Below are 25,130 nucleotides of genomic sequence, written 5' to 3' on the forward strand. Positions count from 1 at the left end.
AAGGGAGAAGCGAGGAGGCCCTGAGGAACGAGGGGTCTTGGAGCGCCGACCGTCGGCACCGGCTCGAAGCGCCCCGGAGGCGAGCGGGCGAGTAACAGAAGGGCGGTCCTCCCGATCGGGAGGACCGCCCCTCGAAGGCCGGGAAGGGCTCAGCCCTTCTGCATGACCTCGGGCTCGTGCCGGCGCTGGAGCCGGGTGACGAGGACGCCGATCGCGACCGAGATCACGATCAGCACGCCCGCGTCGATCGCCCACTGGGCCACCGAGTGCGTCCAGAGCGGGTCGTACTCGGGGTTCTGGAAGTCCTTGTTCCAGGGCCCCATGAGCTTGGACAGGTCGAGCGTGGTGGAGACGATGCCGGTGCCCCAGCGGGCGGGCATCAGCCAGGCGACCTGCTCCAGGCCGGGCTTGCTGAAGATCTGGAACAGGCAGCCGGTGAAGACGACCTGGACGATGGCGAACATGACGAGCAGCGGCATGGTCTTCTCGGCGGTCTTCACCAGCGCGGAGATCATCAGGCCGAACATCATCGCGGCGAAGCTCAGCAGGATCATGCCGATGGTCATCTCGATGATCGGCAGGTTCCTGACGAGCAGGCCGTGCTCGGGCAGCTTGCGCGGCAGGAAGCCGACGGCGGAGATGATGGCGCCCTGGATCACGCTGAAGAAGCCCAGCACAATGATCTTGGACATCATGTACGCCGAGCGGGAGAGCCCGGTGGCCCGTTCCCGTTCGTAGATCGCCCGTTCCTTGATCAGTTCTCGGACCGAGTTGGCCGCCCCGGAGAAGCAGGCGCCGATCGCCAGGATCAGCATGATCGTCGCGGCCCCGCTGTTGAGGTGGAGCTGCGTCTTCGGGTTGGGCGCGAGCCCGGGTTCGTTGGGGATCAGCACGCTGACCGCGCCGATGACCGCGGGCAGCAGCACCGACAGGGCGAGGAAGCCGCGGTCCGACGCGAGTACGGACATGTAGCGCCGCATCAGCGTCCACAGCTGGGAGCCCCAGCTCTGCGGCTTCGGCGGCCGGACGGCCTCCTGGGCCACCTGCACGTGCTGCACCTCGGCGCCCTCGACGGTGGGGGCGGAGTACTGCTGGTAGTGCACCGAGCCGCGGTAGCGGCCGGCCCAGTCGTGGTCCGGGTAGTTCTCGAAGGCCTGGAAGACGTCCGCCCAGGTCTCGTACCCGAAGAAGTGCAGCGCCTCGTCCGGCGGGCCGAAGTAGGCCACAGAGCCGCCCGGCGCCATCACCAGCAGCCGGTCGCAGAGCGCGAGTTCGGCCACCGAGTGGGTGACGACCAGGATGGTGCGGCCGTCGTCGGCGAGGCCGCGCAGCATCTGCATGACCTCGCGGTCCATGCCCGGGTCGAGGCCCGAGGTGGGCTCGTCCAGGAAGATCAGCGACGGCTTGGTGAGCAGCTCCAGGGCGACCGAGACGCGCTTCTGCTGGCCGCCGGAGAGCGCGGTGATCTTGTTGTCGGCGCGCTTGTCGAGGCGCAGCTCGTACAGCACCTCGTCGATCCGGGCCGCACGCTCGCTGGCCTCGGTGTCGCCGGGGAAGCGCAGCCGGGCCGCGTACTTGAGGCCGCTGCGGACGGTGAGTTCGCGGTGCAGGATCTCGGACTGCGGCACCAGGCCGATGCGCGAGCGGAGTTCGGCGAACTGCTTGTAGAGGTTGCGCCCGTCGTACAGCACCTCGCCGCGGTCGGCGGGGCGGTAGCCGGTGAGGGCGCGCAGCAGGGTGGACTTGCCGGAGCCGGACGGGCCGATGACCGCGACCAGGGACTTCTCCGGGACACCGAAGCTGACGTCGTTGAGCAGGACCTTCTTGGCGCCCTTGTGGTCGACCTCGACGGTCAGGTGGCGGGCGGAGAAGGAGACCGCGCCGGTGTCGACGAACTCCTGCAGCTGGTCGCCGACCAGCACGAAGCTGGAGTGGCCGACGGTCAGCCGGTCCTGCGGGCCCATCAGCTGACGCTGGACCCGCTGGCCGTTGAGGAAGATGCCGTTGTGGCTGCCGAGGTCGACGATCTCGTAGCGGCCGTCCGGCAGCTGGTGCAGCTCGGCGTGGTGGCGGGAGACCTGGAGGTCGGAGACCACGATGTCGTTGTCGAGCGCGCGGCCGATCCGGACGGTGCGCATGGCCGACGTCAGGTTGCGGATCATGGTCGGCTGGGGGCCGCCGCCGTGCTGCGGCGCCTGCGGGAAGCCCTGTTCCTGCGGGAAGCCCTGCTGCTGGGGGAAGCCCTGCTGGGCCTGCGGGAACCCCTGCTGCTGCGGGAACCCGCCCTGCTGGCCCTGCGGCTGGCCCGCCCAGGCCTGCTGCGGCTGCTGGTACGAGTCCTGCTGCTGGTACGGGTCCTGCTGCTGCCAGCCCGGCTGCTGGGGCTGGGGCACCGGGCCGCGGCTGGTGGCGGCCTCGTGGATCGGGGTGGCCTGCGGGGGCGCGGCGTGCGCCGGGGCGGAGAAACCGAGCCGGGGGCCGTTCTCCGGGTTGCCCAGGTTGACGACGGCTCCGGGGAACACCTGGGCCTGCATGGTGCGGGCGCCGGCCACGTACGTGCCGTTGGTGCTGCCGTGGTCGTCCAGCTGCCAACCGCTTCCGTTGAAGCTGATGGTCGCGTGGTGCCAGGAGACCCTGGCGTCGTCGAACGGGAAGTCCGACTGCGGGTTGCGCCCGATGGTGTAGGACCGCCCGGGCTCCAGGGTCCGCTGCTGTCCGTTGATATCAATGACGAGTTGCGGCACTGCTCGCCTGCCCCGCTCTCTCGGTTCCCCCGAATTGTGGCCCCCGGCCGGGGGTGCGCTGTTCCTGTGACTGACGGGGGGAATCATTCCAGCCCGCCGACCGTCCGTGAAAGTCACCCCGGGTGACTGTGACCAGGCTGCTACCGGAGCGCCGGTACCCGGCGTCCCGCGAGGTGGGACGGGTGCCCTCGGGCCACCCCGCGACGGGTAGCGTGGGAGTCACCATGAACGCATCGCCCCTGGCCGCTGAGCCCCTCCCCGCCGCCCAGCCCCGGACCGCGGACGAGCGCACCCTGCTCGTCAAGGTGTTCGGCAAGGACCGCCCCGGCATCACCGCCGGCCTCTTCGCGACGCTGGCCGGATTCGGCGTCGTCGTCATCGACATCGAGCAGGTCGTGACCCGTGGCCGCATCACGCTGTGCGCCCTGGTCACCCCGCCCACCGCACCCGGCGCCGAGGGCGGGCTGCGGGCGACCGTCCACCGCTGGGCGGACGAACAGAAGCTCCAGGCCGAGATCCTCTCCGGCATCGGCGACAACCGGCCGCGCCGCGAGGGCCGTTCGCACGTCACGGTGCTCGGCCACCCGCTGACCGCCGCCGCCGTCTCCGCGCTGACCTCCCGGATCACCGCGGCCGGCGGCAACATCGACCGTGTCTTCCGGCTCGCCAAGTACCCGGTGACGGCGGTGGAACTGGCCGTCTCCGGTGTGGCCACCGAGGAGCTGCGGGCCGAGCTGGCGCAGGAGGCGGCCGCCCAGCGGGTGGACGTCGCGGTGGTGGCGGCCGGGCTGGAACGCCGGGCCAAGCGCCTGGTGGTCATGGACGTCGACTCCACGCTCATCCAGGACGAGGTGATCGAGCTGTTCGCCGCCCACGCGGGCTGCGAGGAGCAGGTCGCCGAGGTGACGGCGGCGGCGATGCGCGGCGAGCTGGACTTCGCCGAGTCGCTGCACGCCCGGGTGGCGCTGCTCGCCGGGCTGGACGCCTCGGTGACGGAGAAGGTCCGCGCGGAGGTCCGCTTCACGCCGGGCGCGCGCACCCTGGTCCGTACGCTGCGCCGCCTCGGCTTCCAGGTCGCGGTGGTGTCCGGCGGGTTCACCCAGGTCACCGACCACCTGGTGGAGCAGCTGGGGCTGGACTTCGCGGCGGCGAACACCCTGGAGGTGGTGGACGGCAAGTTCACCGGCCGGGTGGTCGGCGAGATCGTGGACCGGGCCGGCAAGGCCCGCTGGCTGGCCCGCTTCGCCGAGCAGGCGAAGGTGCCGCTGGAGCAGACGGTGGCGATCGGCGACGGCGCCAACGACCTGGACATGCTGAACGCGGCCGGGCTCGGGGTGGCGTTCAACGCCAAGCCGGTGGTGCGGGAGGCGGCCGACACCGCGGTGAACGTGCCCTTCCTGGACACCGTGCTGTACCTGCTGGGCATCACCCGCGAGGAGGTCGAGGCGGCCGACGTGCTGCACGGCACCCCGACCGAGGACGACTGACCGAGGACGACTCACCGAGGACGACTCACCGAGGACGACCGACCGAGGACGACTCACCGAGGACGCCGAGTGCGCGTCCTGCGGACACGGTGAGGGGCGCGCGGACCGAATCCGCGCGCCCCTCACCCACGTTCGGACACCCGCGTCCCGGGGTCAGTCCTGCGGCGTGTGGTACGAGACCAGCTGGGCCACGCCCGGCTCGACGCCCTTCCACGAACCGCTGAAGGAGAGCACCGCGATCGCCGCCGTCGGGAAGCCGCCGAGCCGCAGCCGCTCCAGCGCGTCCCGGTCGCCCGCGTCCCCGGCCAGCACCTGGGTCAGGCCCAGCACGCCGGGGTTGTGCCCCACCAGCACCACGTCCGCGTACTCCTCCGGGGTCTCCTGGAGGACGGCGATGATCTCGCCCGGGCTGGCCTCGTAGATCCGGTCCTCGTACACGGTCTTGAGCGGCCGCCTGGGCAACTCGTGCACCGCCAGCTTCCAGGTCTCGCGGGTGCGCAGGGCCGTGGAGCAGAGCACGTAGTCGGGGTTGATGCCGGAGTCGACCAGCCAGCGGCCGGCGTCCGGGGCCTGGTGGCGGCCCCGGTCGGCCAGCGGCCGCTCGTGGTCGTCCACGCCGTTCGGCCAGTCGGCCTTGGCGTGGCGGAGAACGATGATCCTGCGGGGCGTGTCGGCGCTCATACCCAGCAAGCTTGGCAGAAAAGCGGCCCGGGGGCGCGGTGCTCCCGGTCGTCGCCACCCCCAGGGGTGGCGGGTGCCGTCGGGGGGCCGGGCGCCGTCAGCCCATCGAATTGGCGATGGTGGCGATCACCACCACCAGCACCGCGATGCCGGCGAAGGCCAGGGCGATACGGCCGAGCTGCTTGCGGCCGTCGGTCGGGTTGGGATCGAGAACGGGCATGTCCGGGATTCTCCCATCCCGAACACGCCCGCCCTCCGGTGACCCCACGTCCTTGGCGAGGCCTTGACCTGCGCCGCCTCGGCCTTTGCCGCCCGGACGTCAGGCCGTGACCTGCGCCTCCCGGCCGGGCCCGGCCTTTGCCGCCCGGACGTCAGGCCGTGACCCGCTCCGCCGGGCGGACCGCCTCGTCCTCGATGTGCCGGGCCATCGCGGCCCGCAGGCCGAACAGCATCTGCGGCACCAGCAGCAGCGCCAGGAAGCCCAGCGGCCAGTACCACTCGCCGGTGACCTGGTAGATCCGGCCGATCAGGATCGGGCCGGGGATGGAGATCAGGTAGCCGACGCCCTGGGCGAAGGCGGACAGCTGCGCCACCCCGCCCGCCGTCCGGGCGCGCAGCCCGATCATCGTCAGCACCAGCGGGAAGGCGCAGTTGGACAGGCCCACCAGGACCACCCAGAGCCAGGGCGCGCCGGCCGGGGCCAGGGCCAGCCCGGCGTACCCGGCGATGCCGCACAAGGCCAGCACCACGACGAACAGCCGCTGGTCGCCGCGGCGGGCGGCCAGGTTGGGCAGGACGTAGGAGACCGGCACGCCGATCACCATGGTGACCGCGAGCAGCACCCCGGAGGTGCCCTTGTCGACGCCGGCGTCCTGGAAGATCTTCGGCAACCAGCCCATCACCACGTACGCGCCGGTGGCCTGGAGGCCGAAGAAGCAGGCCAGCGCCCAGGCCGTACGGCTGCGGGTGATCGGCAGCCTGGCGGGGGCGGCGCCGCCCGCCCGCTCGCCGCGCTCGCGCCTGGTGATCAGCACCGGCAGCCAGAGCAGCAGCGCGAGCGCGCCGAGCCCGGCCCAGACGCCCAGGCCGTAGCGCCAGTCGCCGCCGAGGGAGCTGGTCAGTGGCACGGTGACGGCGGCGGCCAGCGCGGTGCCGGCGGACAGCGCCATCGAGTACAGGCCGATCATCGGACCGACCTTCTCCGGGAAGTAGCGCTTGATGACCACCGGGATCAGCACGTTGGAGACCGCCACGCCGGCCAGGGCGAGCGCGGTCAGCAGCAGGAACACCGCGGTGCCGCCGGCGAAGGACCGGGCCAGCACGCCCGCGGTGATGGCGGCCAGGCCGGCCGTGATCACCGCGATCGGTCCGATCCGCCGGGCCATCGAGGGCGCGGCGAAGCCGAACAGGCCGAAGCAGAGCGACGGGACGGCGGTGAGCAGCCCGGCGAGGGTCGGGTTCATCCCGAGGCCGGCGCGGACCTGGTCGAGCAGCGGCCCGAGGCTGGTGACGACCGGGCGCAGGTTGAAGGCGGCGGCGGCGATCGCGACGGCGAACAGCCAGCCGAGGTGCTTGGAGGGTGCGGCGGAAGGGGCGGCGGAGGGAACGGAGTCGGCGGGCCGCTCGGTCTGCGGCCTGGCCCCGTTCCGCGGGGAAGCGGTGGTCTCTGCTGCGGGCATGTGCGCCATCATAGAATGATGGGATGAATTGATGCACCTCGGAATTGGCATGATGTGCCGACCGTTCATCCACCGGCCACCTCCCACCCAGGCCGCACCCGAGCCGTAGTCGCAAGGAGTACCCCGTGGCGCTGTCCTCGCCGAGGCGCACCCCGCTGTCCGACCAGGTGATCGCCCAGCTGCGCGCCCAGATCACCTCCGGGGAGTGGCCGGTCGGCTCGCGCATCCCGACCGAGGCCGCCCTGGTCGAGCAGCTGGGCGTCGCCCGCAACACCGTCCGCGAGGCCGTCCGCGCGCTGGCCCACAACGGCCTGCTCGACATCCGCCAGGGCTCCGGAACGTACGTGCTGGCCACCAGCGAGCTGGCCGGGGTGATGCACCGCCGCTTCGCCGACGCCGAGCAGGCGCAGGTGGCCGAGCTGCGGGCGGCCCTGGAGACCTCGGCGGCCGGCCTGGCCGCCCGGCGGCGCACCGAGCGCGACCTGGAGCTGCTGGACGGCGCCCTGGCCCGCCGGGAGGCCGCCTGGCACTCCGGCGACGCGGAGGACTTCGTCCAGGCCGACGCCGCCTTCCACCAGGCCGTGGTGGCCGCCTCCCACAACGACGTGCTGCTCGCCGTCTACTCCGACCTCGGCGAGGTCACCCGCGAGCACCTGCGGCACGACGTCGGTCCGGAGCTGATCGCCGAGCGCTACATCGGCCACGACACCATCCTGGACGCCATCCGGGCGGGCGACGCCCAGCGCGCCTCGACCGAGGCCGGCCGGGCCATCGGCGCCTGCGGCACGACCGAGGGCTGAGCGGGCCCCGCCCGACGGGCCCCGAGCCCCCGGAGACGCGAAACGCCGCTGCCCGGCACCCCCCGTGGGAGGGGGTGCCGGGCAGCGGCGTACGGGCGGGGCGCCGGAGCGTCAGGCGCCGATGGCGTGCAGACCGCCGTCGACGTGGATGATCTCGCCGGTGGTCTTCGGGAACCAGTCCGACAGCAGCGCGACGACGCCGCGGCCCGCCGGCTCCGGGTCGCTCAGGTCCCACTTCAGCGGGGAGCGGTGGTTCCAGGTGTCGGCCAGGTCGCCGAAGCCCGGGATGGACTTGGCGGCCATCGAACCGATCGGGCCGGCCGAGATCAGGTTGCAGCGGATGTCCCGCGAACCCAGGTAGCGGGCCAGGTAGCGGTTGGTCGACTCCAGGGCGGCCTTGGCCGGGCCCATCCAGTCGTACTGCGGCCAGGCGTACTGGGCGTCGAAGGTCAGGCCGACGACCGAGCCGCCATCCTGCATCAGCGGCAGCAGCGCCGTGGTCAGCGACTTCAGCGAGTACGCCGAGACGTGCATCGCGGTGGCCACGGACTCCCACGGGGTGTCCAGGAAGTTGCCGCCCAGCGCGTCCTGCGGGGCGAAGCCGATCGAGTGGACGACGCCGTCCAGGGTCGGCAGGTGCTCGCGGACCTGGTCGGCGATGCCGGCCAGCTGCTCCGGGTTGGAGACGTCCAGCTCCAGCACCTTGGCCGGGCGCGGCAGCTTCCTGGCGATCCGCTCGGTCAGGCTCGGGCGCGGGAAGGCGGTGAGGATGATCTCCGCACCCTGCTCCTGCGCGAGCCTGGCGGTGTGGAAGGCGATGGAGGACTCCATCAGCACACCCGTGATGAGGATCCGCTTGCCCTCGAGGATTCCGCTCATGCTCAGTGACCCATGCCCAATCCGCCGTCGACGGGAATGACGGCTCCGGTGATGTACGCGGCCTCGTCCGACGAGAGGAACCGCACGGTGGAGGCGACCTCGGCGGGCGCCGCGTAGCGGCCCAGCGGCACGCCCGAGACGATCTCCGCGCGGCGCTCGTCGCTGAGCACGGCGGTCATGTCGGTGTCGACGAAGCCGGGGGCGACCACGTTGACGGTGATGTTGCGCGGGCCGAGCTCGCGCGCCAGCGAGCGGGCGAAGCCGACCAGGCCGGCCTTGGAGGCGGCGTAGTTGGCCTGGCCCGGCGAGCCGGAGAGGCCCACCACGGACGAGATCAGGACGACACGGCCCTTCTTGGCGCGCATCATCAGCTTGGAGGCGCGCTTGACCACCCGGAAGGTGCCGGTCAGGTTGGTGTCGACGACGGAGGTGAAGTCCTCCTCCGACATGCGCAGCAGCAGGGTGTCGTTGGTGATGCCCGCGTTCGCGACCAGCACCTGGACGGCGCCGTGCTTCTCCTCGATCTCGGTGAAGGCGGCGTCGACCTGCGCGGCGTCCGTGATGTCGCAGCGGACCGCGAGGACGTCGTACTTGGCCAGCGCCTCGGGCACCTCACCCGAGCGACTGGTGATGGCCACCTTGTCGCCCGCTTCGGCGAAGGCCTGGGCGATCGCGAGGCCGATGCCCCGGTTTCCTCCGGTGACGAGAACCGAGCGGCTCAACGATCCACCTCTCTCCGTGTGTGAGCGCGTACGTCGGAATGCGTACGCAGTGTGACGCTATCGGGCGCCCGGCGACGGCGGCGCATCGGGCTCCCACAGCGCCGCACCGAATGAACTGTCGCAATCCGACAACCCGCACCCGCCGCCCGGGCCCGGCCCGGCGGCACCGCCCCAGGTCGCCGCCCCGGGCCCGGGCACCGCCCGGATCGGCGCCACTGTGCGGGAACAACACGGGCGGCCGCACCCGTTGCCCCCGTGGTACGGGTCGGCCCGGGCCTGCCGTACCGTTCACCCGACCATCCCGGCGAGCGACGAAGGCAGAGCGGATGACCAAGGCACGGCGTGGGAGCACCCACCGACCCGGACGACTGCTGGCCCTCACCGCCCTCGCGGCCGGCTTCGGCGCGGCCGCCTGGTCGCTGCGCGACCTGCCGGCGGCCTTCGGGCGGCGCCCCGACGGCGAGCGCGAGGAGCGGGTGCGCAACTCCCCCCAGTACCGCGACGGCGTCTTCCACAACGCCCCCTCCACGCTCGCCCGCACCTCCGGGGCCCCCGGCTTCGACGGCGCCACCGCCCGCCGGATGCTCTTCGAGCGCGAGGGCCGCGTCCCCGCCCACCCGGTGCCCACCGTCCGTCCCGCCACCCCGCCCGGCCCGGCGGCCGAGGGCGTGGAGATCACCTGGTACGGGCACGCCTCCGCGCTGGTGGAGATCGAGGGCTTCCGGGTGCTGCTCGACCCGGTCTGGAGCGACCGCTGCTCCCCCTCCGCCCACATCGGCCCCAAGCGGCTGCACCCGGTGCCGGTCGAGCTGGAGGAGCTGCCGCCGGTCGACGCGGTGCTGATCTCCCACGACCACTACGACCACCTGGACATGGCGACGGTCAAGCGCCTGGTGCGCAGCCAGTCCGCGCCCTTCGCGGTGCCGCTGGGCATCGGCTCCCACCTGCGCCGCTGGGGCGTCCCGGAGCACCGGATCATCGAGCTGGACTGGGACGAGACCTGCAACCTGGGCGAGCTGGTGCTCACCCTCACCGCCGCGCACCACTTCTCCGGCCGCGGCCTGACCCGCAACACCACCCTCTGGGGCTCCTGGGTGATCGCCGGCCCGAACCGCAAGGTCTTCTACACCGGCGACTCCGGCTACTTCGAGGGCTACGCCCGGATCGGCGGGCAGCACGGCCCGTTCGACGCCGCGCTGGTCCAGATCGGCGCCTACGACGCGGCCTGGGCAGACATCCACATGACCCCGGAGGACGCCGTCCTCGCCCACCGGGACCTGACGGCCGGCCTGCTGGTGCCCGTCCACTGGTGCACCTTCAACCTGGGCCTGCACCGGTGGTCCGAGCCGATCGAGCGGCTGGTCACGGAGGCCAAGGAGCACGGCGTCCCGCTGGCCGTGCCGCGCCCGGGCGAGCGGGTGGACGTCGACAACCCGCCGGAGCTCGACGGCTGGTGGGAGTCCGTCGGCTGACGGCCCCCCGAACGGCTCCGAACGGCCCTGACCTGCGCACCGTACGGGCCGACACCGCAGCGCACCGGGCGAAATGCGCTGGCCGGAAACCCGGTGGACGGGAAATGATGCGGTGCGGGCGCCCCTGTGGCCCCGCACCGCCACCCTCCGCGACCTGGGAGCCCGATTGCCTCCGATCCCTCCGGCCGACCGGGCCGGCGCCGCGCCCGCCCGCGCCGTCGACCCGCTCTTCCTCGCCCTGCCGCTGCGCGCCCTCGCCGACGCCGCCCTCACCCGGGCCCGTGAACTCGGCGCGAGCCACGCCGACTTCCGCCTGGAGCGGATCCGCAGCGCCTCCTGGCGGCTGCGCGACGCCCGTCCGGCCGGCACCTCGGACAGCATGCAGCTGGGCTTCGCCGTCCGGGTGCTGCTGGACGGCGCCTGGGGCTTCGCCGCCGGCGTCGACCTCACCGCCGCTGCGGCCGTGCGGGTCGCCGAGCAGGCCGTCGCGGTGGCCCGCCTCTCCGGCGGGATCAGCCGGGCGGCCGGCTCCGCCGAGCGGGTCGAGCTGGCCGACGAGCCGGTCCACCGGGACGTCACCTGGGTCTCCGCGTACGAGGTCAACCCCTTCGAGGTGCCGGACGCGGAGAAGACCGCGCTGCTCGCCGACTGGAGTTCCCGGCTGCTGGCCGCCGACGGCGTCTCGCACGTCCAGGCGTCCTTGCTGACCGTCCAGGAGAACAAGTTCTACGCGGACACCGCGGGCACCGTGACCACCCAGCAGCGGATCCGGCTGCACCCGGAGCTGGAGGCCACCTCGGTCGACGAGCGCACCGGCGCCTTCGACTCGATGCGCACCCTGGCCCCGCCGGTCGGCCGCGGCTTCGAGTACCTCACGGGGGTCCGGGGGTCGTCCCCCGATGGACAGGGCCTGACGGGCACCGGCTGGGACTGGGACGCCGAACTCGCCGAGCTGCCGACCCTGCTCGCCGAGAAGATGAAGGCCCCGAGCGTCCAGGCGGGCCGCTACGACCTGGTCATCGACCCGTCCAACCTCTGGCTGACCATCCACGAGTCGATCGGCCACGCCACCGAACTGGACCGCGCGCTCGGCTACGAGGCCGCCTACGCCGGCACCTCCTTCGCCACCTTCGACCAGCTCGGCTCGCTGAAGTACGGCTCCGAGCTGATGCACGTCACCGGCGACCGCACCGCCGAGCACGGCCTGTCCACCATCGGCTACGACGACGAGGGCGTCGCCACCCAGTCCTGGGACCTGGTCCGGGACGGCGTCCTGGTCGGCTACCAACTGGACCGCGGCATGGCCAGGTTGAAGGGCTTCGAGCGCTCCAACGGCTGCTCCTTCGCGGACTCCCCCGCGCACGTCCCGGTGCAGCGGATGGCCAACGTCTCGCTGCGGCCCGCCGCCGACGGCCCGGACACCGAGGGCCTGTTCGCCGGGGTGGAGAACGGCCTGTACATCGTCGGCGACCGCTCCTGGTCGATCGACATGCAGAGGTACAACTTCCAGTTCACCGGCCAGCGCGCCTACGCCATCAAGAACGGCGAACTCGCGGGCCAGGTCAAGGACTTCGCCTACCAGGCCACCACCACCGACTTCTGGGGCTCGATGGCGGCGGTCGGCGGCCCGCAGACCTACGTCCTCGGCGGCGCCTTCAACTGCGGCAAGGCGCAGCCCGGCCAGACCGCGGCCGTCAGCCACGGCTGCCCGTCGGCCCTGTTCCGGAACGTCAACGTGCTCAACACCCAGCAGGAGGCGGGTCACTGATGACCGCGACGCAGCCCCACGAACTCGTCGAGCTGGCGCTCGGCCTCTCCCGCGCCGACGGCTGCGTGGTGATCGCCGACGAGGAGTCCACCGCCAACCTGCGCTGGGCCGGCAACGCCCTGACCACCAACGGCGTCACCCGCGGCCGCCGGCTGACCGTGATCGCCACCGTGGCCGGCGCCGAGGGCACCGCCTCCGGCGTGGTCTCCCGCGAGGCCGTGACCGCGGCCGAGGTCGAGGACCTGGTCCGGGCCGCCGAGGCGGCCGCCCGCGCGGCCGGCCCGGCCGAGGACGCCCAGCCGCTGGTCGCCGACCGGCCCGCCTCCCCGGACTTCACCGAGCCGCCCGCGGAGACCTCGATCGCGGTGTTCGAGGCCTTCGGCCCGGCCCTCGGCGAGGCCTTCGCCCGCGCCGCCGCCCGGGGCGAGCTGCTGTACGGCTTCGCCCGGCACGAGGTGGTCACCAGCTACCTGGGCACCTCCACCGGTCTGCGGCTGCGCCACGACCAGCCCACCGGCATGGTCGAGATCAACGCCAAGACCGCCGACCTGTCCGACTCGGCCTGGGTCGGCGCCGCCACCCGGGACTTCACCGACGTCGACGTGCCGGCCCTGCACACCGAGCTGACCAGGCGCCTCGGCTGGGGCGCCCGCAAGGTGGACCTGCCGGCCGGCCGCTACGAGACCCTGCTGCCGCCCTCGGCCGTCGCCGACCTGATGGTCTACCTCAGCTGGTCGGCCGGCGGCCGGGACGCCCACGAGGGCCGGACGGTCTTCTCCAAGCCCGGCGGGGGCACCCGGATCGGCGACAAGCTGAGCGGCCTGCCGCTGACCCTGCGCGCGGACCCGGCCGAGCCCGGCCTGGAGGCGGCGCCGTTCGTGCTCGCGCACTCCACCGGCGGGGACGTCTCGGTCTTCGACAACGGCGAGCCGACCGCCGCCACCGAGTGGATCCGCGAGGGCGTGCTCAACGACCTGGTGACCAGCCGCCACTCGGCCGGCCTCACCGGCCTGCCGGTGCGCCCGGCGATCGACAACCTCGTCCTGGAGGCGGTGCAGGGGTCGGCGCAGGAGTCGGCGCCGACCCTGGACGAGATGATCGCCCGCACCGAGCGCGGCCTGCTGCTCACCTGCCTCTGGTACATCCGCGAGGTGGACCCGGCGACGCTGCTGCTCACCGGCCTCACCCGGGACGGCGTCTACCTGGTGGAGAACGGCGAGGTCGTCGGCGCGGTCAACAACTTCCGGTTCAACGAGTCCCCGGTGGACCTGCTCGGCCGGATCACCGAGGTGGGCCGCACCGAACGCTGCCTGCCCCGCGAGTGGAGCGACTGGTTCACCCGCACCGCGATGCCACCCGTGCGTGTCGCGGACTTCAACATGAGTTCGGTCAGCCAGGCCTCTTAGCCGCTGGCCTACGGGGGGATACGAGAGACATGACGGACGAGAAGCGGCTGGTCAAGACGAGCAAGATGCTGTCGCGCATCCTGCGGCACGAGCCCGAGCGGGTGGGCGTCACGCTCGACGGGGCCGGCTGGGTCCGGATCGACGTGCTGCTCGCCGCGCTCGCGGCGAAGGGCAACCGGCTGACCAGGGCCGAGCTGGACCACGTGGTGGCCACCAACAACAAGCGCCGCTTCGGCTACTCGCCGGACGGTCTCTCGATCCGCGCGAACCAGGGCCACACGGTGGCGGTCGACCTCGGTCTGGCCGCCGCCGTGCCGCCCCACGTGCTCTACCACGGCACCGCCGACCGGCACCTGGCGGCGATCTTCCGCGAGGGCCTGCGCCCGATGGCCCGCCAGGACGTCCACCTCTCGGCCGACACCGAGACGGCGACCAGGGTCGGCGCCCGGCACGGCCGTCCGGTGGTGCTGACGGTGAACGCCGCCGCGATGGCGGCGGCCGGCCACGAGTTCCGGATCAGCGACAACGGCGTCTGGCTCACCGACGCCGTGCCCCCGCAGTACCTCTCCCGGCGCTCCTGAAGCCCGTTCCGCGAAGGGCCTGTCCGCTCCGCCGGACAGGCCCTTCGCGCACCCGGCCGGGTGCGTCCGCCCCACCCGGTCTCGTCGCCACGACCGCCCGGGCGTACCGTGAAGTGGCCGCGCGGCCAGACGCGCGGGGGCGCGACGAGGGCGGTAGGACACATGGACAAGAGTGCCGGCGGCGGGCAGGTCTTCCGGATCACGGGGGCTCGCAGCAGCCTCACCGAGGACGTCCGGGGGCGCCAGCGCCGCTACGTGATCTCGATGCTGTTCCGTACGGTCTGCGTGCTGCTCGCGGTGGTGCTGTGGGACGTCCAGCGCTGGCTGGCGTTCGCGGCGCTGGCGTGCGCCGTCCTGATGCCGTACTTCGCGGTGCTGATCGCCAACGCGGGCCGGGAACGGGCCCCGGGGCTGCCGAGCACCTTCGACATCCCGCTCGACACCCCGCTGATGCTCGGCCCCGGTGGTACGGGTGGGGCGGGTGCGACGGCCGGTGCGGGTGGTGCGAAGACCGCTGCCACCGATCCTTCACAGGACGTGAACTGACCGACCGTTCCGTCCCGTTCCGTCCTGATCCGGCTCGACGAAAGCTCAATAAAACCTCAGATTAATCATGCAAGACCTCCCCATCCGAGGGTCTTGGCGTGACATACTGCGTACGCGCTCCGCATCCCCCGTCGGAGCGACGGACCGACGCCGGGCGGCTCCCCCCGTGGCTGCCCGGCGTCGCCATGCCCGGATCCGGTCGTCCGGCCGGGGCGTGACAGACTGGCGGTGCAGATTCACCCGCTACCGCTGAGGACGGCCCGATGGACACCCCGCAGACGCCGATCTGCTCCGCCAAGGGCTGCCGGGCGGACGCCGGCTGGGTGCTGGTGTGGAACAACCCCAAGCTGCACACCCCGGACCGCCGCAAGACCTGGCTCGCCTGCGACGAGCACCGCGAGCACCTGTCCCAGTTCCTCGGCGTGCGCGGCTTCCTCAAGGAGGTCGTCGCCTTCGCCGACTGGACCCCCGAGGACCCCGGCGCCTCCGCCTGACCCCGAGCCCGAACCCGCTTCTCCGCCCCCGCGCTCAGCCGCCGATCGCGGACATCGGCCGGTCCGGCTGCAGGAACTCCGGGTCGTCGATCCCGGCCCCGGCCTTCTTGCCCCACATCGCCGCCCGCCACAGCGTGGCCAGCTCGGCGTCGGCGGCGCCCGAGCGCAACGCGGCGCGCAGGTCGGTCTCCCCGGTCGCGAACAGGCAGTTGCGCACCTGGCCGTCGGCGGTCAGCCGGGTCCGGTCGCAGGCGCGGCAGAACGGCCTGGTGACGGAGGCGATCACGCCGACCCGGCCCGGGCCGCCGTCCACCAGCCAGCGCTCGGCGGGCGCCGCGCCCCGGGACGCGGACGGCTCCGGGGTGAGCGCGAAGCGGGCCCGCAGCAGGTCGAGGATCTCCCCGGCGGTGACCATCGAGCTGCGGTCCCAGCCGTGCTGGGCGTCCAGCGGCATCTGCTCGATGAAGCGCAGCTCGTAGCCCCGCTCCAGGCACCAGGCCAGCAGGTCGGCGGCCTCGTGGTCGTTGACCCCGCGCATCAGCACCGCGTTCAGCTTCACCGGCGTGAGCCCGGCGGCCTCGGCGGCGGCCAGCCCGTCCAGCACGTCCTGGTGGCGGTGGCGGCGGGTGAGGGTGTGGAACACCTCGGGGTCGAGGGTGTCCAGCGAGACGTTGACCCGGTCGAGCCCGGCCTCGCGCAGCGCCGTCGCGGTGCGGGCCAGTCCGATGCCGTTGGTGGTCAGCGACAGCTCGGGGCGCGGCTCCAGCTCCGAGCAGGCGGCCACGATCGCGACCAGCCCAGGGCGCAGCAGCGGCTCGCCGCCGGTGAAGCGGACCTCGCGGACGCCCAGGTCGCGCACGGCGACGGTGACCAGCCGGACGATCTCCTCGTCGGTCAGCAGGTCCGGCTTGGCCAGCCACTGGAGGCCTTCCTCCGGCATGCAGTAGGTGCAGCGCAGGTTGCACCGGTCCGTGAGGGAGACCCGCAGGTCGACGGCCTGGCGTCCGAAGGTGTCGAGCAGCACGTGCGTCCTTCCCCGAAATGCGGCCGGCCCGGCCACCGTGAGGCGGGCCGGGCCAGCATAGTCATCGCGGGATGATCAATGGGCACCCAGTCCGGTCAGCGAGCGGACCTCCAGTTCAGCGTACTTCGCCGGGTCGGGACGCTCGGGGGAGAGCAGGGTGCCGAGCCAGCCGGCCAGGAAGCCGATCGGGATGGAGACCAGGCCGGGGTTCTCCAGGGGGAACCAGTGGAAGTCGACGTCCGGAAAGAGTGACTTCGGGGTTCCGGACAGCACCGGGGAGAAGATCACCAGCACCACCGAGGAGATCAGGCCGGCGTAGACCGAGCTGACCGCGCCCGCGGTGGTGAAGCGCTTCCAGAACAGTGAGTACAGCAGGGTCGGCAGGTTCGCCGAGGCGGCCACCGCGAAGGCCAGCGCGACCAGGGCGGCGGTGCTGAGCTTGCCCGCGTAGAGGCTGAGGACGATGGAGACGGCGCCGATCGCGACGGCGGCCCACTTCGCCGACAGCACCTCCTCCTTCTCGCTCACCTTGCCGCGCCGGATCACGTTGGCGTACAGGTCGTGCGCGAATGAGGCCGAGGAGGCCAGGGTGAGGCCGGCCACCACGGCCAGGATGGTGGCGAAGGCGACCGCCGAGATCACCGCGAGCATGATCGCCCCGCCGGTGCTGCCGGCCCCGCCGCCGAGCTGCTCGGCGAGCAGCGGCGCCGCGGTGTTCCCGGACGGCGTCTTGCCCTCGACGGCCACCATGCCGCTGCGGCCGACCAGGGCGGCCGCGCCGAAGCCGAGCGCCAGGGTCATCAGGTAGAAGACGCCGATGATGCCGATCGCCCAGAGCACCGACTTCCGGGCCGTCTTGGCGGTGGGGACGGTGTAGAAGCGGACCAGGATGTGCGGCAGGCCGGCGGTGCCGAGCACCAGCGCGATGCCCAGGCTGATGAAGTCGAGCTTGGAGGTGTCGGTGGCCCCGTACTTCAGCCCCGGTTCCAGGAAGGCGGTGCCCTTGCCGCTCGCGGAGGCGGCCGCGCCGAGCAGCTCCGAGGGGTTGAAGTGGTACTTGGCGAGCACCAGGACGGTCATCAGCGCGGCGCCGACGATCAGCAGCACGGCCTTGACGATCTGCACCCAGGTGGTGCCCTTCATACCCCCTATCACCACGTAGATGATCATCAGTGCGCCCACCGCGAGGATGGTCCAGCGCTTGGCGCCGTCCCCGGTGACCCCCAGCAGCAGGGCCACCAGCGCCCCGGCGCCGACCATCTGGGCGAGCAGGTAGAAGATCGACACCACGATGGTGGACACCCCTGCCGCGGTGCGCACCGGCCGCTGGCGCATCCGGAACGCGAGCACGTCCGCCATGGTGAACCGGCCGGAGTTGCGCAGCGGCTCGGCGATCAGCAGCAGCGCGACCAGCCAGGCGACCAGGAAGCCGATCGAGTAGAGGAAGCCGTCGTAGCCGTTGAGCGCGATCAGCCCGGCGATGCCGAGGAAGGAGGCCGCGGACATGTAGTCGCCGGAGATGGCCAGGCCGTTCTGGAAGCCGGTGAAGCCCCGGCCGCCGGCGTAGAAGTCGGCGGCGCTCCGGTTCTGCCGCCCTGCCCAGACGGTGATGACCAGGGTGGCCAGCACGAAGACCCCGAACAGGGTCATGGTCAGGCCGCGGTGCTCGGTGGCGGAGCTGGCGAGCAAGGTCATTCGGCGGACTCCCGGGGGGCGTGGACGACGGCGCCGTGCGCCTCACGGATCGCGGTGGCGACCGGGTCGATCCGCCGGTCGGCGTAGCGGGCGTACCAGGCGGCGATCGCGAAGGTGGTGGCGAACTGCAGCAGCCCCAGCACCAGGGCCAGGTTGACGTGCCCGATGACCTTGGTGCCCATCAGGCCGGGGGCGTAGCACGAGAGCAGGACGTAGAGCAGGTACCAGAGCACGAAGCCGATGGTGACCGGGAAGGCGAAGCTCCGGAACGAGCGCCGCAGGGTACGGAACTCCTCACTCTCGTCGATGAGTTGGACTTCCGTGGGGGAAGTGGCGATCGGCGGCGAATCCACTCTCTCTCCTCACTCCTTCGGCGTAGCTGTCACACAGGGGGAACGATCGAACGTGAGGGCCGTCACATTTCGCGGGCGCGCCGCGCAATGCTAGGAGCGTCGTGCCCAGCCCGAAAGGGGTTGACCGCGATCAGCCAGCCGTTCACCCCCTCGCACCATCCGAATGGCCGAAAACCACCACCCGTGCCGCTTCGCGCCCCTCCCGTCCCATGCGAAAGGGGCGGCACCGACCAGCGGTGCCGCCCCTCGTGACAAGACGTCAGAAGGCGATCCGGACCTTCAGCGCCGAGCGGTCGTCCATCGCCCGGTAGCCGTCCGGCACGCCGTCCAGGCCGACCGTGCGGTCGAAGACCAGGCCCGGCTCGATGGCCCCGGAGAGCACGTCCGGCAGCAGCTCGGGGATGTACGCGCGGGCCGGCGCGACGCCACCGTTCAGCGAAACGTTTCGGCCGAACATCTGTCCGATGTCCACGCCCGCGCTGCCGCCGTGCGGCACCCCGACGTACCCGACCGCGCCACCGTCCCGGGTGATCGACACGGCCGTCCGCATCGACTCCTCGGTGCCGACCGCCTCCAGCACCGCGTGCGCGCCCACGCCGCCGGTCAGCTCCTTGACCGCCTCGACGGCCGCGTCCCCGCGCTCGGCCACCACGTCCGTCGCGCCGAAGCGCCGGGCCAGCTCGGTCCGGGCCGTGTGCCGGCCCAGCGCGATGATCCGGCCCGCGCCCAGCCGGTGCGCCGCCAGGACGCCGCACAGGCCCACCGCGCCGTCGCCGACCACCGCGACCGTCGACCCGGGCCGCACCCGCGCCGAGACCGCCGCGTGGTGCCCGGTCGCCATCACGTCCGACAGCGCCAGCAGCCCCGGCAGCAGCTTCTCGTCGCCCGCCGCCTCCTTCGGCAGCTTCACCAGCGTCCCGTCCGCGAACGGCACCCGCACCGCCTCGCCCTGGCCGCCGTCCGAGCCGACCTGGCCCCAGAACCCGCCGTGCGGGCAGGAGGTGTGCAGGCCCTCGCGACAGAAATCACACGTCCCGTCCGACCAGACGAACGGGGCCACCGCCAGGTCGCCCTTGGCGAAGCCCCGGACCTCGGCGCCGGCCTCCTCGACCACGCCCAGGAACTCGTGCCCGATCCGCTGCCCGGCCACCCGCTGGGCCACGCCCCGGTAGGCCCACAGGTCGCTGCCGCAGATACAGGCGTTCAGCACCCGGAGGACCACGTCCGTGGGATGCCGGATCACCGGGTCCGGTACTTCCTCGATCCGGATGTCACTGGGGCCGTGGATCACGGTGGCACGCATGCGCTGTTCCTTCGCTCAGAACGTATCGACCAGGTGTACGACACCCCCGCCGACCACTCTATTCCGGCCGGTCGGTCGGAACATTCCGACCGGACCCGTCCTCGCCGCCCCTTATCCTGTTGGACCATGCAACCGATCCAGCCCGCGCCGAGGACCGCCCCGGTCCCCGCACAGCGCTCAGCCGCCCTCACCGAGGGCTTCGCGGTCGTCGACGTCGAGACCACCGGTCTCGGCCGCTCCGACCGCGTCATCTCGGCGGGCGTCTACCAGCTGGACCCGGACGGCGAGGTCACCGACCACTGGTACACCCTGGTCAACCCCGAGCGGGACCCGGGCCCGGTCTGGATCCACGGCCTGACCGCTGAGCTGCTCACCACCGCCCCGACCTTCCCGCAGATCGCCGACGAGCTCGCCGACCGGCTGCGCGGCCGGGTCCTGGTCGCGCACAACGCGCTCTTCGACTGGAACATGATCTCCCGCGAGTTCTCCCGGGCCGGCCTGCGCGCCCCGGTCGAGCAGCGGATCTGCACCATGGTCCTCTCCCGGGACCTCCGCCTGCCGCTGCCCAACGGCAAGCTGGCCACGCTCGCCGCCCACTTCGGCGTCCAGCAGCGGCACGCCCACAACGCCCTGGACGACGCCCGGGTGCTCGCCGAGGCCTTCCGCCCCAGCCTGCACCTCGCCCGCCTCGGCGGCGTCCCGCTGCCGCTGCAGAACTGCGTCGCGGTCACCGACCTCGGCGAGGAGGAGTCCGCCGCCCCCGGCCGCGCCTCCTGGACCGGCGCGAACTACCGCCAGGCCAAGAAGCGCCCGGCCTGCCCGTACCCGAACCCCGGGCGCTGGCAGGACGGCAAGCCGCTGGTCCAGGGCATGCGGGTGGCCTTCACCGGCGACACCGCCACCGACCGCGAGCTCCTGGAGGACCGCGCCGTCGAGGCCGGCCTGCACATCGCCTCCTCGGTGAGCCGCCTCACCAGCCTGCTGGTCACCAACGAGCCGGACAGCTGGAGCGGCAAGGCCCGCAAGGCCCGGGAGGTCGGCACCCCGGTGGTCACCGAGGACGCGTTCCTGCAACTGCTGCGCGAGGTCGCCCCGCACCCCGGTGCGTGAGCCGGTTGTGAGGTCGGCGTACCGTTCCCATGTGTACCGTTTTCTGCTGACCCGCCAGTGGCTGATCACCATGCTGATCGCGCTGCTGCTGATCCCCGCGACGATCGAGCTGGGCTTCTGGCAGCTGCACCGCCACGAGGCGCGGGTGGCCCGGAACGAGCTGATCGGCCAGGCCCTGACGGCCGCCCCGGTCCCCTTCGACACCCTGTCGACGGCCCCCGGCGCCACGGTCCCCAAGGACCTCACCTGGCGCGCGGTGACCGCCACCGGCCAGTACGACCCGGCACACGAGTTCGTGGTCCGCAAGCGGACCGACTCCAGCGGGACCATCGGCTACTTCGTCGTGACCCCGCTGAAGCTCTCCGACGGCAAGGGCACCGTCCTGGTCAACCGCGGCTGGGTCCCCTCCGGCGACGGCGCCACCCAGTACCCGCCCGTCCCGGCCGCCCCGGCCGGCGAGGTCGCCCTCACCGGCCGGCTGCGCGCCGACGAGACGTACGGCGCCAGCGGCATCAAGGACCGCGCCGGCCTGCCGGACCGCCAGTTCAACCTGATCAACACCGAGGAGCAGGCCAAGGAGAGCGGCACCACCCTCCTCGGCGGCTACCTCGAACTCGCCGCCACCACCCCGGCCCCGGCCGACCAGCCCCAGCTGATCCCCGAGCCCAACCACTCGGACATCGGCCCGCACATGGCCTACGCCGTCCAGTGGTGGCTGTTCACCGCGATGATCCCGGTCGGCGTCTGGATCCTCGCCCGCCGCGAGGCCAAGGACCGCGCCAAGCAGGCCGCCGAGCCGGAGACCGTCACCGAACCCGTCCCGGCGTAGCGCCCGGGCCCGGGCTGTTCTACAGCACGTCGTCCAGCTCCCGGAGCAGCCGCGCCTTGGCCCGCGCCCCCACCACCGACCGCACCGGCTCCCCGCCCCGGAACACCATCAGCGTCGGCATCGACAGCACGCCGTACGCCGCCTGCGTCCGCGGGTTGTGGTCCACGTCGAGGCTCACCACCCGCAGCCGGTGCGACTCCTCCCGCGCGATGTCCGCCAGCACCGGCGCCATCATCCGGCACGGCGGGCACCAGTCCGCCGTGAAGTCCACCAGCACCGGCCCCTCGGCCGCCAGCACCTCGGTGGCGAACGTCTCGTCCGTCACCGCCGGCACACCCTCGATCCGCGTCATCGTCTACTCCTCCGTCAGTTCGCACTGGGGTGATCCTTCGGAAGCCGCGAGGTCGTCCCGGGCCCGCACCGCCCGCTCGAACTGGCCGGCCACCCGCGCCCGCGCCTCCCGCAGCCGCTCGATGCAGTCGTCCAGCTCGGCGAGCTTGCGCTCGTACACCTCCAGCGACGCCGGACACGAGTCCCCCTCCGGGTGCCCCGCCCGCAGGCACTCCACGAACGGCCGGGTCTCCTCCAGCCCGAACCCGGCGTCCCGCAGCGTCCGGATCTCCCGCAGCAGCCGCAGGTCGCCCTCGTCGTACGCCCGGTACCCGTTGACCGCCCGACGGGCCGGCAACAGCCCCAGCTGCTCGTAGTACCGCAACGCCCGCGTGGTCGTCCCCGCCCGCTCCGCCAGCTCCCCGATCCGCATCCGAACCCGCTCCTCCCGCGCTTCCGGCAACGACCGTAAACCTTGCCCCGGACGTCAACGCCAGCCCCGGCGCGACCACTCCCGGAACCGCACCCCCGCCCCCGGGCCCCCGCCCCACCCGGCAGTATGTCCCCATGGATCTCGGACTGAAGGACAAGGCATACGTCGTCACCGGCGCCACCCGCGGCCTCGGCTTCGCCGCCGCCCGTGAACTCGCCGCCGACGGCGCCCGGGTGCTGGTGAGCGGCCGGAACGAGAAGGCCGTGGACGCGGCCGTCGCCGAACTGAACGCCCTGGCCGGCCCCGGCACCGCCCACGGCCTGGTCGCGGACAACTCCGACCCGGGCACCGCCGAGCGGCTGGTCGCGGAGGCGACCGAGCGGTTCGGCCGGCTCGACGGCGTCCTGATCAGCGTCGGCGGCCCCCAGGCCGGCCCGGTCGAAACCACCCCCGAGGACGCCTGGCGCGACGCCTTCGAATCGGTGTTCCTGGGCGCCCTGCGGATCGCCCGCGCCGCCGCCGCGGCCCTCGGCGAGGGCGGGGTGATCGGCTTCGTGCTCTCCAGCTCCGTCCGCCAGCCGATCCCCGGCCTGGGCATCTCCAACGGCCTGCGCCCCGGCCTCGCGATGGCCGCCAAGGCGCTCGCGGACGAGCTCGGCCCCCGCGGCATCCGCGTGGTCGGCCTGCTCCCGGCCCGGATCGACACCGACCGGGTACGCGAGCTGGACGCGCTCGGCGGCGACCCCGAGGGCGCCCGGGCACGGGCCGGCGCCGGCATCCCGCTCGGCCGCTACGGCACCCCCGAGGAGTTCGGCAAGGTCGCCGCCTTCCTGCTCTCCCCCGCCGCCTCCTACCTGACCGGCCTGATGGTCCCGGTCGACGGCGGCGCCCTGCGCACCCTCTGATTTCTGGTCAGAGCACCCTCGACTGCCTCCGCCGCCGTCGGCGCCACCGGCGCCGCGGTTCGGCGGGGGCGGCCTGCAGCACCCGGATCCGCAGGTCCGCGGGCAGCTCCGGCAGCCCCAGGCTGCGGCACGCATCCGTCCGGGGCCCGTCCTCGAAGTGCTCCACCAGCGCGGCCGGATCCCCACCCGGTGTCAGCCGCACCGCACCGCGCAGCCGCGGGTGCCCCGGCGCCCGCACCAGCCGGACCCCGGCCCGCTCGACCTCCGGCAGCACCGCCGTCCCGGTCTCCATCGCCTCCTCCAACGCCCGTGCGCTGACCCGCAGTCGGAGCCCGCTCACGCCCGGCGTCGGGACCGCGATGCTGGACAGCCCGGTCCGCCGCAGCTGGGCCACCAGCCACCAGGCCATCCCCACCACCAGCACGGCCAGCCCGCCGATCACCGTCGGCCACCACCACGCCGAGTCCACCCACCGGCCCCGCGACCGGGCGCTCACCACCGGCTGGTCCGGCGAGGTCAGCGGCCACCAGTGCGGCGGGTGCGCGCCCAGCCGCCGGTAGAGGTCGAGCCCGCCCGCCAGCACCAGCACCCCGGCCCCCAGCAGCAGCACCCCCACCACTCCCAGCAGCACCCGGTTGACGACCACCCGCCTCACTCCGCCACCCCCGTCCCCGACTCCGTCCCCGTCCCCGACTCCGTTCCGTCCGCCGGCTCCGTCCGGGCGCCCCGCCCGGCCCGGCGCCCGCCCGCCGTCCGGACGTCCAGCCGCAAGGGCCGCGCCGCCCCGACCCGGTCCAGCTCCTCCCGCAGCTGCCGCTGCACCGACGCCGGGTCGGCGGGCCCGACCAGCGCCACCCGCACCCGCCGCCGGCCGACCCGGATCCGCAGGTGGTCGATCCCGGCCAGCCCCGCCGCCCGGTCCCTCAGCAGGTGTCCGATCCCGGCCCGGTCGACGGCCGCGGTCGTGCCCCCGTACGGGCGCAGCACCAGCCACCTCCGCAGCCCGGGCGCGATCGCCAGCCAGAGCAGCCACCCGCCGAGCAGCGTCGCCGCCCCGGCGCCGACCAGCACCCACAGGTCGTCGAGGTGCCGGGTGGCCAGCTCGTCCGCGATCTGCGCCCGCCACCTCCGGGCCGGCCGTCCGGCCCGGACCTCGATCACGTCGTACAGCAGCGCTCCGGCCACGACCAGCACCACCGTCGCCACCAGGGCCGCGGCCGCGGTCCGCGGCGCCCGTGGCCGCCGCACCTTCCCCAGCTCCTCGGTGCCGGGGGCCGCTGCCCCGCCGTCGGGCGCCGCCCCGGCCTCCGCGCTCACGACGTTCCCCCGGTCACCAGCTTCTCGACCACGATGACCACGTCCGACACCCTGGTCCCGGTCAGGCCCGCCACCCGGGCGGCGATCGCCTCCCGCACCGCGCGCGCCAGCCCCGCGACGTCCGCCGGAAAGGGCAGTTCGAGCTCCACCCGGACCGTCACGGTGCTGCCCGGGACCGCCACCGTGACGCGCGGCGGCGCCCCCTTCACCCGCCCGGCGGGCCAGGCCACGGCCAGCACCTCCCGCGCCGCCCGGGCGGCGATCCGGGCGTAGACCCGGTCGGCGACCCGCAGCCGTCCGCGCCGCGCCGGGGCGAGGCCGGGGGCCGGGCCGGGGGCGGCGGCCGCCATCAGCGGCGCCGGTCGCGGCCGCGGAGCAGGTCCCCGAGTTCGCCCAGCTCGATGTCGCCCTCCAGGAGGCGGCCGACCACGAAGCCGACCAGTCCGAGCGCGGCCACCAGCAGGAACGCCGCGAACCCCCCGAAGTACCCGGCGAAGCCGAGGGCCATGCCCACCACCAGGCCGACGATGGCCAGGTTCATCCGCTACTCCCTCGTTCCTCGCTGCCCGTGC

27 protein-coding genes are annotated in these 25,130 nt (G+C 73.2%); 11 read left to right on the forward strand and 16 right to left on the reverse strand.

Annotated features, from left to right (window positions below; all coding sequences use genetic code 11):
- Positions 1-149: 149 nt before the first annotated feature.
- Positions 150-2,744, reverse strand: coding sequence for an FHA domain-containing protein (locus IE332_RS14565; protein ID WP_229928603.1), 2,595 nt, complete (start codon positions 2,742-2,744; stop codon positions 150-152).
- Positions 2,745-2,968: 224 nt separating this feature from the next.
- Between IE332_RS14565 and serB the strand changes: the two genes are divergently transcribed.
- On the forward strand, positions 2,969-4,231 hold the full coding sequence (gene serB, locus IE332_RS14570) for a phosphoserine phosphatase SerB (RefSeq protein WP_189916266.1): 1,263 nt from the start codon (positions 2,969-2,971) through the stop codon (positions 4,229-4,231).
- A 153-nt stretch (positions 4,232-4,384) separates the two neighbouring features.
- On the opposite strand, the gene IE332_RS14575 is transcribed toward serB, so the two are convergent.
- From IE332_RS14575 to IE332_RS14580, 3 genes are all read right to left on the reverse strand, one after another.
- Positions 4,385-4,912, reverse strand: coding sequence for a SixA phosphatase family protein (locus IE332_RS14575; RefSeq protein ID WP_189916267.1), 528 nt, complete (start codon positions 4,910-4,912; stop codon positions 4,385-4,387).
- Between the two features lie 97 nt (positions 4,913-5,009).
- On the reverse strand, positions 5,010-5,132 hold the full coding sequence (locus IE332_RS41885) for an SGM_5486 family transporter-associated protein (RefSeq protein WP_268256572.1): 123 nt from the start codon (positions 5,130-5,132) through the stop codon (positions 5,010-5,012).
- Between the two features lie 151 nt (positions 5,133-5,283).
- Positions 5,284-6,600 (reverse strand): CynX/NimT family MFS transporter, encoded by a 1,317-nt coding sequence (locus IE332_RS14580; protein WP_373313730.1) that lies wholly within the window; start codon positions 6,598-6,600, stop codon positions 5,284-5,286.
- 116 nt (positions 6,601-6,716) lie between these two features.
- On the opposite strand from IE332_RS14580, the gene IE332_RS14585 reads away from it, so the two are divergent.
- Complete coding sequence (locus IE332_RS14585) at positions 6,717-7,391, forward strand: FadR/GntR family transcriptional regulator (RefSeq protein ID WP_189916269.1); 675 nt, start codon at positions 6,717-6,719, stop codon at positions 7,389-7,391.
- Between the two features lie 111 nt (positions 7,392-7,502).
- On the opposite strand, the gene fabI is transcribed toward IE332_RS14585, so the two are convergent.
- On the reverse strand, positions 7,503-8,270 hold the full coding sequence (gene fabI, locus IE332_RS14590; RefSeq protein WP_189916270.1) for an enoyl-ACP reductase FabI: 768 nt from the start codon (positions 8,268-8,270) through the stop codon (positions 7,503-7,505).
- 2 nt (positions 8,271-8,272) lie between these two features.
- Positions 8,273-8,992: a 3-oxoacyl-[acyl-carrier-protein] reductase gene (gene fabG, locus IE332_RS14595; RefSeq protein WP_189916271.1), complete on the reverse strand. Its 720-nt coding sequence runs from the start codon at positions 8,990-8,992 to the stop codon at positions 8,273-8,275.
- Positions 8,993-9,318: 326 nt separating this feature from the next.
- Here fabG and IE332_RS14600 point away from each other — a divergent pair, with 326 nt between their 5' ends.
- The 6 genes from IE332_RS14600 (at position 9,319) to IE332_RS14625 (ending at position 15,259) form a co-directional block, all read left to right on the forward strand.
- The gene (locus tag IE332_RS14600; protein ID WP_189916272.1) at positions 9,319-10,464 is read left to right on the forward strand and encodes an MBL fold metallo-hydrolase; all 1,146 of its coding nucleotides are present in this window, start codon (positions 9,319-9,321) and stop codon (positions 10,462-10,464) included.
- Between the two features lie 175 nt (positions 10,465-10,639).
- The gene (locus tag IE332_RS14605; RefSeq protein ID WP_229928634.1) at positions 10,640-12,232 is read left to right on the forward strand and encodes a TldD/PmbA family protein; all 1,593 of its coding nucleotides are present in this window, start codon (positions 10,640-10,642) and stop codon (positions 12,230-12,232) included.
- Positions 12,232-13,638 (forward strand): metallopeptidase TldD-related protein, encoded by a 1,407-nt coding sequence (locus tag IE332_RS14610; RefSeq protein WP_189916274.1) that lies wholly within the window; start codon positions 12,232-12,234, stop codon positions 13,636-13,638. The genes IE332_RS14605 and IE332_RS14610 overlap by 1 nt, the downstream gene beginning before the upstream one ends.
- Positions 13,639-13,667: 29 nt before the next feature.
- On the forward strand, positions 13,668-14,219 hold the full coding sequence (locus IE332_RS14615; RefSeq protein WP_189916275.1) for an RNA 2'-phosphotransferase: 552 nt from the start codon (positions 13,668-13,670) through the stop codon (positions 14,217-14,219).
- A gap of 162 nt (positions 14,220-14,381) precedes the next feature.
- Complete coding sequence (locus IE332_RS14620; RefSeq protein ID WP_189916276.1) at positions 14,382-14,765, forward strand: DUF3099 domain-containing protein; 384 nt, start codon at positions 14,382-14,384, stop codon at positions 14,763-14,765.
- Between the two features lie 263 nt (positions 14,766-15,028).
- The gene (locus IE332_RS14625; RefSeq protein WP_189916277.1) at positions 15,029-15,259 is read left to right on the forward strand and encodes a hypothetical protein; all 231 of its coding nucleotides are present in this window, start codon (positions 15,029-15,031) and stop codon (positions 15,257-15,259) included.
- Between the two features lie 34 nt (positions 15,260-15,293).
- Here IE332_RS14625 and moaA read toward each other — a convergent pair whose 3' ends face one another.
- The 4 genes from moaA to IE332_RS14645 form a co-directional block, all read right to left on the reverse strand.
- Positions 15,294-16,283: a GTP 3',8-cyclase MoaA gene (gene moaA, locus IE332_RS14630; RefSeq protein WP_189916278.1), complete on the reverse strand. Its 990-nt coding sequence runs from the start codon at positions 16,281-16,283 to the stop codon at positions 15,294-15,296.
- 75 nt (positions 16,284-16,358) lie between these two features.
- Positions 16,359-17,978, reverse strand: coding sequence for a monocarboxylic acid transporter (locus IE332_RS14635; protein ID WP_189916279.1), 1,620 nt, complete (start codon positions 17,976-17,978; stop codon positions 16,359-16,361).
- Complete coding sequence (locus IE332_RS14640) at positions 17,975-18,331, reverse strand: DUF485 domain-containing protein (protein ID WP_189916280.1); 357 nt, start codon at positions 18,329-18,331, stop codon at positions 17,975-17,977. The genes IE332_RS14635 and IE332_RS14640 overlap by 4 nt, the downstream gene beginning before the upstream one ends.
- Before the next feature lie 259 nt (positions 18,332-18,590).
- A complete protein-coding gene (locus tag IE332_RS14645; protein WP_189916281.1) occupies positions 18,591-19,634 on the reverse strand; it encodes a zinc-dependent alcohol dehydrogenase family protein in 1,044 nt (347 codons plus the stop codon).
- A gap of 126 nt (positions 19,635-19,760) precedes the next feature.
- On the opposite strand from IE332_RS14645, the gene IE332_RS14650 reads away from it, so the two are divergent.
- Positions 19,761-20,744 (forward strand): DEDDh family exonuclease, encoded by a 984-nt coding sequence (locus IE332_RS14650; RefSeq protein ID WP_189916282.1) that lies wholly within the window; start codon positions 19,761-19,763, stop codon positions 20,742-20,744.
- Between the two features lie 31 nt (positions 20,745-20,775).
- Positions 20,776-21,573: an SURF1 family cytochrome oxidase biogenesis protein gene (locus IE332_RS14655; protein ID WP_189916283.1), complete on the forward strand. Its 798-nt coding sequence runs from the start codon at positions 20,776-20,778 to the stop codon at positions 21,571-21,573.
- Between the two features lie 19 nt (positions 21,574-21,592).
- Here IE332_RS14655 and trxA read toward each other — a convergent pair whose 3' ends face one another.
- Positions 21,593-21,925, reverse strand: coding sequence for a thioredoxin (trxA, locus tag IE332_RS14660; protein WP_308437569.1), 333 nt, complete (start codon positions 21,923-21,925; stop codon positions 21,593-21,595).
- Between the two features lie 3 nt (positions 21,926-21,928).
- A complete protein-coding gene (locus IE332_RS14665; RefSeq protein ID WP_189916284.1) occupies positions 21,929-22,336 on the reverse strand; it encodes a MerR family transcriptional regulator in 408 nt (135 codons plus the stop codon).
- A 134-nt stretch (positions 22,337-22,470) separates the two neighbouring features.
- Between IE332_RS14665 and IE332_RS14670 the strand changes: the two genes are divergently transcribed.
- A complete protein-coding gene (locus tag IE332_RS14670) occupies positions 22,471-23,241 on the forward strand; it encodes an SDR family oxidoreductase (RefSeq protein ID WP_189916285.1) in 771 nt (256 codons plus the stop codon).
- A gap of 7 nt (positions 23,242-23,248) precedes the next feature.
- Here the strand turns inward: IE332_RS14670 and IE332_RS14675 are convergent, their stop codons facing one another.
- From IE332_RS14675 to IE332_RS14690, 4 genes are read right to left on the reverse strand one after another with little or no spacing between them, the layout of a single operon-like run.
- Positions 23,249-23,887, reverse strand: coding sequence for an Asp23/Gls24 family envelope stress response protein (locus IE332_RS14675; protein WP_189916286.1), 639 nt, complete (start codon positions 23,885-23,887; stop codon positions 23,249-23,251).
- A gap of 5 nt (positions 23,888-23,892) precedes the next feature.
- A complete protein-coding gene (locus IE332_RS14680; protein ID WP_189916287.1) occupies positions 23,893-24,558 on the reverse strand; it encodes a DUF6286 domain-containing protein in 666 nt (221 codons plus the stop codon).
- Positions 24,555-24,908: an Asp23/Gls24 family envelope stress response protein gene (locus tag IE332_RS14685; protein WP_189916288.1), complete on the reverse strand. Its 354-nt coding sequence runs from the start codon at positions 24,906-24,908 to the stop codon at positions 24,555-24,557. Before IE332_RS14685 ends, IE332_RS14680 begins: the two co-directional genes overlap by 4 nt.
- Entirely contained in the window at positions 24,908-25,099 is a 192-nt protein-coding gene (locus tag IE332_RS14690; protein WP_189916289.1) for a hypothetical protein, read from the reverse strand. Before IE332_RS14690 ends, IE332_RS14685 begins: the two co-directional genes overlap by 1 nt.
- Positions 25,100-25,130: the final 31 nt, after the last annotated feature.

It is taken from the genome of Kitasatospora xanthocidica, assembly GCF_014656195.1.
Lineage (GTDB): Bacteria > Actinomycetota > Actinomycetes > Streptomycetales > Streptomycetaceae > Kitasatospora > Kitasatospora xanthocidica.

Coding starts and splice junctions, on each gene's coding strand:
- serB (WP_189916266.1), top strand. CDS start 2,969: ATGAACGCATCGCCCCTGGCCGCTGAGCCCCTCCCCGCCGCCCAGCCC.
- IE332_RS14575 (WP_189916267.1), bottom strand. CDS start 4,912: ATGAGCGCCGACACGCCCCGCAGGATCATCGTTCTCCGCCACGCCAAG.
- IE332_RS41885 (WP_268256572.1), bottom strand. CDS start 5,132: ATGCCCGTTCTCGATCCCAACCCGACCGACGGCCGCAAGCAGCTCGGC.
- IE332_RS14580 (WP_373313730.1), bottom strand. CDS start 6,600: ATGGCGCACATGCCCGCAGCAGAGACCACCGCTTCCCCGCGGAACGGG.
- fabI (WP_189916270.1), bottom strand. CDS start 8,270: ATGAGCGGAATCCTCGAGGGCAAGCGGATCCTCATCACGGGTGTGCTG.
- IE332_RS14600 (WP_189916272.1), top strand. CDS start 9,319: ATGACCAAGGCACGGCGTGGGAGCACCCACCGACCCGGACGACTGCTG.
- IE332_RS14610 (WP_189916274.1), top strand. CDS start 12,232: ATGACCGCGACGCAGCCCCACGAACTCGTCGAGCTGGCGCTCGGCCTC.
- IE332_RS14615 (WP_189916275.1), top strand. CDS start 13,668: ATGACGGACGAGAAGCGGCTGGTCAAGACGAGCAAGATGCTGTCGCGC.
- IE332_RS14620 (WP_189916276.1), top strand. CDS start 14,382: ATGGACAAGAGTGCCGGCGGCGGGCAGGTCTTCCGGATCACGGGGGCT.
- IE332_RS14625 (WP_189916277.1), top strand. CDS start 15,029: ATGGACACCCCGCAGACGCCGATCTGCTCCGCCAAGGGCTGCCGGGCG.
- IE332_RS14635 (WP_189916279.1), bottom strand. CDS start 17,978: ATGACCTTGCTCGCCAGCTCCGCCACCGAGCACCGCGGCCTGACCATG.
- IE332_RS14645 (WP_189916281.1), bottom strand. CDS start 19,634: ATGCGTGCCACCGTGATCCACGGCCCCAGTGACATCCGGATCGAGGAA.
- IE332_RS14650 (WP_189916282.1), top strand. CDS start 19,761: ATGCAACCGATCCAGCCCGCGCCGAGGACCGCCCCGGTCCCCGCACAG.
- trxA (WP_308437569.1), bottom strand. CDS start 21,925: ATGACGCGGATCGAGGGTGTGCCGGCGGTGACGGACGAGACGTTCGCC.
- IE332_RS14665 (WP_189916284.1), bottom strand. CDS start 22,336: ATGCGGATCGGGGAGCTGGCGGAGCGGGCGGGGACGACCACGCGGGCG.
- IE332_RS14670 (WP_189916285.1), top strand. CDS start 22,471: ATGGATCTCGGACTGAAGGACAAGGCATACGTCGTCACCGGCGCCACC.
- IE332_RS14685 (WP_189916288.1), bottom strand. CDS start 24,908: ATGGCGGCCGCCGCCCCCGGCCCGGCCCCCGGCCTCGCCCCGGCGCGG.
- IE332_RS14690 (WP_189916289.1), bottom strand. CDS start 25,099: ATGAACCTGGCCATCGTCGGCCTGGTGGTGGGCATGGCCCTCGGCTTC.